Here is a 3,812-nt window from a genome sequence, read left to right on the forward strand (position 1 = left end):
GATCAGCACAATGCCCCAGTGCCCACCCCAGCCAGTGAGGCTGTCGGCACTGAGTGCAAAGCCTGCGTTATTAAACGCCGACACCGCATAGAACAGGCTGTGAAACGTGCCCTGACCCCAACCCAGTGCGGGCACCCAGACACACATTAACAGCGCCATGCCCACCGCCTGCACCACCACAACCACCACCACAATCCGGCGGATCAGCCAGGCGATATCACTGACCCGGCTGTAGTTCATGCAATCACGAATCAACTGCTGCTCACCGATACCCAGCCGATGCCCAATGGCCAGCAAGGTGGCCGCCGCAAAGGTCATGATGCCAATGCCGCCGGCCTCGATCAGCAGTAGCAATACCCACTGGCCGAACAGGGTGAACTGGCTGCCCACATCCACCACCGACAGGCCCGTCACCGTCACCGCAGAGGTAGCGGTGAACATGGCCTGCAACCAGCTGATTGGCGAATGGGTGGCGATAGGCAACTTGAGCAGCAACGCGCCCAATACGATTAACAAGAAAAAGCTGCCGGCCAGCGCCACAGGCGGAGACACCAGCGGCTTGTGCGTATGGGGACGGGAAACACCAAAACGGCGTGCGAACCAGGGTCTCATTGCGCTTTGGAAAACCGCAACAAGTCGTGCAACGTGCCCATCAGCACCATCTGGTCTTTCTCTTGCAATTCCAGCCCTTCGAACGGCGCTTGCCACACCTGGGTGCCGCGCTTGACCAGCGCCAGGCGCAGCTCTTCATCCTTCAGCGGCAACTCGGATGCGGTCATCCCGGCAAACCGTTTGTCGACCTTCACCTCTACCACCAGCCAGTCATTACCCAGGGAAATATAGTCGAGCATTTCCGGGTGCACGATGGTCTGGGCAACGCGGATGCCCATTTCATGCTCCGGGTGAATAATCCGGTTGGCCCCCAGGCGCGACAGAATCCGGTGATGCGGTTCACTGATCGCCTTGACCCACACCTGTTTCACCTCCGCACTTTTCAGTGCCAGAGTGGTCAGGATGCTGGCTTCCAGGTTTTCACCAATGGCGACCACCACCGCATCAAAGGCCGGGAAATCCAGTTCGGCCACCACCTTGTCACTGGTGCCGTCAGCGATCAGGGTTTGTGACAGCTTGTCAGCGTAATACTCCACCCGCTCACCATCGATATCCACGCCCATGACATCGTGCCCCAGGCGCGTCAATTCCTGCGCAATGGTGGAACCAAAACTGCCCAAACCGATCACAGCATACTGGTGCTTCACAGGCCCTCCTTGCTCGAAGCAGTGGCAATAGCAAAAGTCTGCACCTTTTATTTGCCGCTGTCATGGCGGCAATCCGGGCAACCGTAAGAACAGTTTTTTTCGGTTTTTTTGTCGTTATGTGCCGCACCCCGACAACAACGGCGTTATGCTCTGTGTCGCCTTTTTCCGTTTGATGGTGGAGACCCCATGCCCTCGATTCGCGCCGCCCTGTTTGCCAGTGCCACCCTGCTCGCCAGCCCTGCCAGTTATGCCCTGGACAACGCCGAGTTTGAACAATGCATGGCCCAATTACGGGCCCAGGCCGATGAGGCGGGCATCCCGGCCCAGGTGATCAGCCGCAGCCTGAATACCGTCAAACTGAACGAGCGGGTGATTGAGCTGGATCGCAGCCAGCCGGAATTCACCAGCAGTTTCTCGGACTATTACACCCGCCGGGTCAGCGAAACCCGCATCGAAACCGGCCGTAAAAAGTATCGCGAACAACAGCCCCTGCTACAGGCACTCACCCGCGAATACGGCATCCCCGGTCACTACCTGGTCGCTTTCTGGGGGCTGGAAACCAATTACGGCGGCTTCCTGGGCAGTATCCCGGTGCTGGATGCACTCAGCACCCTGGCGTGCGAAGGCCGTCGGGGCGATTACTTTTCCGGCGAGTTGATGAACGCTTTGCGCATCATTCAGTCCGGGGATGTGGAGGCCGACCAGATGGAAGGATCCTGGGCCGGCGCCATGGGCCAGACCCAATTCATGCCCGCCATCTTTCTCAAGTACGCGATCGATCACGATGGTGACGGTCGTCGTAATCTATGGAAAAGCGAAGAAGATGCGCTCGCCTCCGCGGCCAACTTTCTGCAGGGGCTGGGCTGGCAACGGGAACAGCGCTGGGGAAGGGAAGTCACGCTGCCTGACGATTTCGATTTCCAGCTAACCGGTTTCGCCCATCAACGCAGCCTCAGCGACTGGGCCAAGCTGGGTGTGCGTATGCCCGATGGTCAGCCCCTGCCTCAGGCCGAGATGGAAGCGGCGCTGGTGGTCCCCTCCGGCCATAACGGCCCGGCCTTTCTCGCCTACCAGAATTTCCGCGTGATCATGGGCTGGAACCGGTCAGAGTCCTATGCCATTGCGGTGGGTCGGCTGGCGGACCGCATTGCCGGCGGCGGCGCGCTCCACCAGGCTCCCGTTCCTGCCCCCAGACTGAATCGCGAGCAGGTCACCAAGCTTCAAAAAACGCTGAATGAACAAGGCCATGATGCGGGCGCGGAAGACGGCCTGCTCGGCCCCGGCACCCGCCAGGCCCTGGNCCGTTACCAGCAGGCCAATGGCATGGTGGCGGACGGTTTCCCGGACCAGGAAGTGCTCAACCAGATCGGCGTCCTCCCTTAACAGGCTGCTGAAAACCCGTTGCGTGCTCAGCAAAGACGTCGCCGGCGGCGACACAACAGCCGTCGTGAAAAGCACGTTTCGAAAGGCAAAACCTGAAAGCGCGGAAATGGCAGGTTTTCGAACGCGAAACCCGGCCCCCGAAACGGTTTTATCGGGTCAGTGCCCGGGCCAGGGCACTGACCCCATCCTCGATGGTGTCGTCCGGCAGGGCACCGAACCCCAGTAGCACGCCCGGCATCGCCGGTTCTGCCATATATAAAGCCTCCAGCGACATGGCGGTAACGTCCTCTTTGATCAAGGCGTCAGCCAAGTCCCTCACCGGCGGCGTGCGCACTGCAATATGCAACCCGGCCATCTGCGGCAGAACCGTCAGCGCCGATTGCCCCCGCAATGCAGCAAGCAGTTTTTCACGGCGTAATGCATAGCGGCGCTGCATCCGCTTCAAGTGACGGGCAAAGTCGCCCTCCTGGATCAGATAGCCCAGCGCACGCTGGGTCAGGTCGTTACTGCTTGAGTCGGTCAGCGACTTGGCCTGCAACAACGCAGCCTGCAAACCGCCCGGCATCACTATGTACCCCATACGAAAACTGGCATGGAGCACTTTTGAAAAGCTGCCCAGATACGCCACCTGCTGATGATGATCCAACCGCTTTAACGCCTCCAGTGGCCGCCCTTCAAAACGAAACTCGCCGTCGTAGTCATCCTCCACTATCAGCATCTCGGTAGCACGGGCCCGCTCCAGCAATGCCAAACGCCGGGAAAGGCTCATCGGCATGCCCAACGGAAACTGGTGCGATGGGGTTACATAAACCAGGCGTGCCTGATCTGGAATGCGATCAACACACAGCCCTTCCTCATCCACCGGCACAGGGATCACTGTTGCCCCAACCGCCTCGAACACTGCCCGGGCAGGCGGGTAGCCCGGCTCTTCCATTGCCACGCAATCCCCGGGAGCCAGGCGCACCCGCGCCAACAGATCCAGCCCCTGCTGCGCGCCTTGCGTAATCAGCAATTGATCCGCGCTGCATGGCAGCCCACGGCTGTAGCCCAGATAATCGACCAGCCCCAGGCGCAGACGCAGATCCCCCTGCACCTCACCATAAAGCAACGTCTCCGCCTGCTGATCCCGTACCGCCCGGTGCAGACAGCGCCGCCACGCCTGCCACGGCA

4 protein-coding genes are annotated in these 3,812 nt (G+C 60.3%); 1 reads left to right on the forward strand and 3 read right to left on the reverse strand.

What is annotated here, in order from left to right; translation table 11 throughout:
- The coding region (locus tag A3754_RS15705) for a potassium transporter TrkG (RefSeq protein ID WP_304439839.1) at positions 1-612 on the reverse strand (612 nt) is incomplete at its 3' end.
- On the reverse strand, positions 609-1,259 hold the full coding sequence (locus tag A3754_RS15710) for a TrkA family potassium uptake protein (RefSeq protein ID WP_063520460.1): 651 nt from the start codon (positions 1,257-1,259) through the stop codon (positions 609-611). The genes A3754_RS15710 and A3754_RS15705, both read right to left, overlap by 4 nt.
- Positions 1,260-1,445: 186 nt before the next feature.
- Between A3754_RS15710 and A3754_RS15715 the strand changes: the two genes are divergently transcribed.
- Positions 1,446-2,642 carry a lytic murein transglycosylase gene (locus A3754_RS15715; RefSeq protein ID WP_063520461.1) on the forward strand — a complete coding sequence of 399 codons (1,197 nt, stop codon included), beginning with the start codon at positions 1,446-1,448 and terminating at the stop codon, positions 2,640-2,642.
- Positions 2,643-2,790: 148 nt separating this feature from the next.
- Here A3754_RS15715 and A3754_RS15720 read toward each other — a convergent pair.
- Positions 2,791-3,812: PLP-dependent aminotransferase family protein (locus A3754_RS15720; protein ID WP_063520462.1), on the reverse strand; the 1,022-nt coding region annotated here is incomplete at its 5' end.

It is taken from the genome of Alcanivorax sp. HI0083 (assembly GCF_001635175.1).